Origin of the sequence: Diaphorobacter ruginosibacter (genome assembly GCF_040396215.1) — a bacterium.
Lineage (GTDB): Bacteria > Pseudomonadota > Gammaproteobacteria > Burkholderiales > Burkholderiaceae_C > Diaphorobacter_A > Diaphorobacter_A ruginosibacter_A.
In genome coordinates this window covers 1-4,739 of the sequence record NZ_JBEBOW010000197.1, presented here as the reverse complement: position 1 = coordinate 4,739, position 4,739 = coordinate 1, and the positions used below count along the sequence as shown (strand labels likewise).

General features: G+C 65.8%; 5 protein-coding genes. 3 read left to right on the top strand and 2 right to left on the bottom strand.

Going from position 1 to position 4,739, the window contains the following annotated elements; translation table 11 throughout:
• Positions 1-28: 28 nt before the first annotated feature.
• Together edd and ABWP92_RS16505 are read right to left on the bottom strand one after the other, a co-directional pair.
• Entirely contained in the window at positions 29-1,834 is a 1,806-nt protein-coding gene (gene edd, locus ABWP92_RS16510; RefSeq protein WP_353236499.1) for a phosphogluconate dehydratase, read from the bottom strand.
• A gap of 230 nt (positions 1,835-2,064) precedes the next feature.
• The gene (locus ABWP92_RS16505; RefSeq protein ID WP_353236498.1) at positions 2,065-2,601 is read right to left on the bottom strand and encodes an OmpA family protein; all 537 of its coding nucleotides are present in this window, start codon (positions 2,599-2,601) and stop codon (positions 2,065-2,067) included.
• Positions 2,602-2,674: 73 nt separating this feature from the next.
• On the opposite strand from ABWP92_RS16505, the gene ABWP92_RS16500 reads away from it, so the two are divergent.
• The 3 genes from ABWP92_RS16500 to pdxH all read left to right on the top strand — a co-directional run bounded on the left by ABWP92_RS16500 (position 2,675) and on the right by pdxH (position 4,719).
• The gene (locus tag ABWP92_RS16500; RefSeq protein ID WP_353236497.1) at positions 2,675-3,268 is read left to right on the top strand and encodes a gamma-glutamylcyclotransferase; all 594 of its coding nucleotides are present in this window, start codon (positions 2,675-2,677) and stop codon (positions 3,266-3,268) included.
• A 203-nt stretch (positions 3,269-3,471) separates the two neighbouring features.
• Positions 3,472-4,008 carry a superoxide dismutase family protein gene (locus ABWP92_RS16495; protein WP_353236496.1) on the top strand — a complete coding sequence of 179 codons (537 nt, stop codon included), beginning with the start codon at positions 3,472-3,474 and terminating at the stop codon, positions 4,006-4,008.
• Between the two features lie 60 nt (positions 4,009-4,068).
• Entirely contained in the window at positions 4,069-4,719 is a 651-nt protein-coding gene (gene pdxH / locus ABWP92_RS16490; RefSeq protein WP_353236495.1) for a pyridoxamine 5'-phosphate oxidase, read from the top strand.
• The last annotated feature ends 20 nt before the right edge of the window (positions 4,720-4,739 follow it).

Here is a 4,739-nt window from a genome sequence, read left to right as displayed (position 1 = left end):
TCCGACATCACGTCGAGCGCCGTCAGTTCTACAGCCATGTACAAGCACCTTCTTCTGCGCCAAGCGCGTTGCGGCGAAAGCCCGCGAACAGCTCGCGCCCCCAGCCGCGGCCATTGGCCTTGAGTTCGGATTCCGGGATCGTGGCCTCTTTGCGGTTCTGCCATTCTTGCGGCGGCACCAGCACGTCGAGCGTGCCGGCCGCCGCGTCGAGGCGAATGATATCGCCGTCCCGCACCTTGGCGAGCGGCCCTGCGTCCAAGGCCTCGGGTGTGACGTGGATGGCGGCGGGCACCTTGCCGGAGGCGCCGCTCATGCGTCCATCGGTGACCAGTGCCACGCGGAACCCCTTGCCCTGAAGCACTGCCAGCGGCGGCGTGAGCTTGTGCAGCTCGGGCATGCCGTTGGCCTTGGGGCCCTGCCAGCGCACCACGCAAACCACGTCGCGGTCCAGCTCTCCGGCATGGAACGCCTTTTGCAGATCGCCCTGGGAATCGAAGACCCGCGCCGGAGCCTCGACGACGTGGCGGTCCTGCGGAACCGCCGACACCTTGATGACGCTGCGCCCCAGGTTTCCCTTGAGCAGCATGAGCCCGCCCGTTGGCTGAAACGGATCGCTCGCGGGCCGCAGTATCGAGTCGTCCCCCGTGGCGCCGCTGTCCGCCCAATGCAGGCGCCCCTGCCTTTGCCCGGGAATGCGCGTGTATTCGCGGATGCCGCCGCTGCGCACGGTCGCCACGTCGTCATGCAGAAAGCCGGCGTCCAGCAATTCGCGGATCACGTAGCCCGGCCCTCCGGCCGCCTGGAACTGGTTGACGTCGGCGCTGCCGTTGGGATAGACCCGCGCGATCAGCGGAACGACCGCCGAGAGCGCCGAGAAATCATTCCAGTCGATGACGATGCCTGCCGCCCGCGCCACCGCGACCCAGTGAATCAGATGGTTGGTCGAGCCACCCGTTGCCAGCAGCGTGGCCATGGCATTCACGATGCAGCGCTCATCCACCAGTTGGCCGATCGGCGGGCAGCCCGCCCGCAGCACCGTGCGCGCCGCTTCGCGCGTGAGTTCCGCGCGCATGTCGTTGCCGGGGTTGATGAAGGCCGTACCCGGCACATGCAGTCCCATGGCTTCCAGCAGCATCTGGTTGCTGTTGGCCGTGCCATAGAAGGTGCAGGTGCCCGGTGCGTGATAGGCATGCATTTCCGCGTCCAGCAGGGTCTCGCGGCCCACCAGTCCTTGCGCCGCCTGTTCGCGCACCTTGGCCTTGGCGTCGTTGGAGAGGCCGGAGGGCATCGGACCGGCCGGAACGAACACCGTGGGCAGGTGGCCGAATTGCAGCGCTCCGATCAGCAGGCCCGGCACGATCTTGTCGCACACGCCCAGCATCAGCGCGGCATCGAATACATCGTGCGACAACGCCACGGCCGTGCCCATGGCGATCACGTCGCGCGAGAACAGCGACAGCTCCATGCCGGGCGTGCCCTGCGTGACGCCGTCGCACATGGCGGGAACGCCCCCCGCCACCTGCGCCGTGGCTCCGTGCAGCCGCGCCTCGGTCTTGATGAGGTCGGGATAGTGCTGCAGCGGCGCGTGCGCCGACAGCATGTCGTTATAGGCCGTCACGATGCCAACGTTGCGGGCACGCTCGACCACCACGCTCAGTTTGTCGCGGCCCGGCATGGCGGCGAAGGCATGGGCCACATTGGCGCAGCCCAGGCGATCCGCTCCGCGATCGCGTTTGGAATGAAAATCGACCTGCTCCAGATAGGCCGTGCGGGTTGCCGTGCTGCGCTCGCGGATGCGCTCGGTGACGGCTTCAATCGTGGGATGGACTGGCATGTTATCGGGCCATGCGGCGGGCACGGCAAGAGATATGGCGTTGAAGGCCATCGTACTGCGCAAAGCCGCGACGGATGCCTTGGGCAACGGAAAAGCCTGCATGAGGGGAGCAGGCTTTGCCTGCATGGCCCCGGATGGGTCAATGTACGAGACGAGCAGGCGACAAAAAAAGAGCCGGGCTTGCGCCGGGCTCTTTGCATGGGCCTTGGTGGCCGGATGGGGCCGCAGGATCAGGGGATCAGGATCACTTCCACGCGGCGCGCTTCGGCGTTGGAGCCGGAGGCCAGCGACTGCTCGGGCTTCTTCAGCTTGATCTTGTCTTCGGCCACGCCAAGCGACTTGAGCGTGTCCGCCACGGCGATGGCGCGCTGCTTGGCCAGTTCCTCGTTCCTCGCCAGATCACCGGTGGCATCGTGGTAGCCGGAGATCTCGGCTGTCCTGCCCTCCCCGTTGACGCCCTTGACCACGTCGGCCAGGGCATCGTTCGCGCCCGCGGCGACTTCCGCCTTGCCGACGGCGAAATAGAATTTGACCACGCCGCTGACCAGAACGACGACGGACGCCGCGTCATCGGCGATCACGCCCGTGCCGGCGGCGCCATCGGCCGATACGCTCTGGACTGCTGCCGGCTGGGCGGGCGCGTGGGCGATGCCGCGCTTGTAGACGACCACGCCAACAACGGTCGAAACCACCAGGGCAATCAGGGCAAAAAGAAAACCCAGGGCGAAACGCTGCTGGCTGTCGTCGTCGGAACTATTGAAGGACATGAGTGAGACTCCGTTCAGAATTGATTCGTGCTATGTTGGAAGGATCAAACCTGTCGATTGTAGATTGCCCGCCATGTCGTTGACCGCTGTCCCCGTGCGCGACCCCGCCCCCATGCTCGAAAGAGCACTGCGTGAATGGGGTGGCAAGGACGATCTGTGGGTATTTGGCTACGGCTCGCTCATCTGGCGGCCGGATTTCGATTTCATCGAGCGGCGCGACGCCAGGGTGTTCGGGTGGCATCGCGCGCTCAAGATGTGGAGCCGCGTCAATCGCGGCACGCCCGAGTGCCCGGGCCTGGTTTTCGGCATGCTGTCCGGGGGCAGTTGCAGGGGCGTGATCTTCCGCATAGCCCGCGCGCACGGCGAGGAAGTCCTGCGCAACCTGTGGCTGCGCGAGATGCCGATGGGCGTCTATGACCCGCGCTGGCTGGACTGCCACACGAGCGCCGGCGGCGTCCGGTCGCTGGCGTTCACCCTGTCCAGAAAGAGCCCGAGCCACACGGGCGTGCTCCATGACGACGAGTACCGCCGCATCTTCAGCCAGGCCAGCGGGAAATACGGCACGACGCACGATTACGCGCTCGCCACGCATGAGAAATTGTTGCAAATGGGTATCAGGGACCAGGCGCTCGCGCGGCTGCTGCGCCTTCCCAAACAGGGAAGTTGATGCGAGGATGTGCCGGTGCCGCGCGCAAACGCTGCGCATTTGAAATGCTTGAGCTTGATCTGTTCGCTTGACTTGGTTTCATGGCGGTCGTGCCGTACTTTCGGCCAAGCGGCATCCCTTGCTGCACCTGGAACGAAAAGAGGATGCATGAGCGTTTGCCGCTCGCGCAATGTGTCATCCACGTAACAAGAGGTTTTCCCATCATGTCCATGCGATTCCATCTGTCTCTTGCTGCCGCCTCGGCGGCATTCGTGTTCGCGCTCGCGGGCTGCGCTTCGACATCTCCCACCCAGCCGCGGGCCAGCGCGGACCTCGAGCCGACGCGCGGCAACCAGGTCAAAGGCACCGTGCGCTTCATGCAGACAGGCAGCGATACCGTGCTCGTCACCGGTGTGATCACCGGCCTGAAGCCCAATTCCGAGCACGGCTTCCATATTCACGAAAAAGGCGACTGCTCCAGCGGCGACGGCAACAGCGCCGGAGGGCACTTCAATCCCACGGGCTCCGCCCACGGGAAATATGGCGCGAGCGCCCACCATGGCGGCGACCTGCCGAGCCTGCTCGCCGATGCCGGCGGAGTGGCCCGGGTGAATGCCGAGATACGCGGCATCAGCCTGGCTTCCGGCGCGGCCAACGACATCGCCGGCCGGGGCCTGATCGTCCATGCCGACCCGGACGACTATGTCACGCAGCCGACGGGCAATGCGGGCGCGCGCCTGGCCTGCGCGGTCATCAGGTAAGCGGCCCGATTTCCGGCGCCGCTCGCAACCAGGGGCGCCGGGGCGAGGCACAATAGCCGCATGAGCACTCCCCTTTCATCGCGCATTGCGGATCTGCGCAAAAGCTACGAACGCGCCGAACTCAGCGAAGACGCGTCCCAGAGCGACCCGCTCAAGCAATTTGACCAGTGGCTGAATGAGGCCATCGCCGCAGAGGTTCCCGAACCCAACGCCATGACGCTTGCAACGGTGGGAGGCGACATGCGCCCCAGCACGCGCGTCGTGTTGATCAAGGGATATGACGAGCGCGGCATCGTCTGGTTCAGCAACTACACGAGCCGCAAGGGCCGGCAGATTGCCGGCAATCCTTTCGCCGCGCTGCAATTCCACTGGGTGGAGCTCGAGCGCGTGGTCCGCATCGAAGGGCGCGTCGAGAAAGTCAGCGACGAGGAAAGCGATGCCTACTTCAACAGCCGCCCGCTGGATTCGCGCATTGGCGCCTGGGCCAGCCCGCAAAGCCAGGTCATCGCCGGGCGCGGCGTGCTGGTGGCCAACGCTGCCAAATACAGTGCAAAGTTCATGCTCAACCCTCCGCGCCCGCCGCACTGGGGAGGTTTTCGGCTGGTTGCCGACCGCTGGGAGTTCTGGCAAGGCCGCAAGAGCCGCCTGCATGACAGGCTGAGCTACCGCCTCGAAGGCGGCGACTGGCTGCGCGAGCGCCTCGCGCCCTGATGCGTGCCGGGGGCGCTCAG

Excerpts from the sequence above, each read along its gene's own strand:
- edd (WP_353236499.1), bottom strand. The coding sequence starts at position 1,834 with ATGCCAGTCCATCCCACGATTGAAGCCGTCACCGAGCGCATCCGCGAG.
- ABWP92_RS16505 (WP_353236498.1), bottom strand. The coding sequence starts at position 2,601 with ATGTCCTTCAATAGTTCCGACGACGACAGCCAGCAGCGTTTCGCCCTG.
- ABWP92_RS16500 (WP_353236497.1), top strand. The coding sequence starts at position 2,675 with ATGTCGTTGACCGCTGTCCCCGTGCGCGACCCCGCCCCCATGCTCGAA.
- ABWP92_RS16495 (WP_353236496.1), top strand. The coding sequence starts at position 3,472 with ATGTCCATGCGATTCCATCTGTCTCTTGCTGCCGCCTCGGCGGCATTC.
- pdxH (WP_353236495.1), top strand. The coding sequence starts at position 4,069 with ATGAGCACTCCCCTTTCATCGCGCATTGCGGATCTGCGCAAAAGCTAC.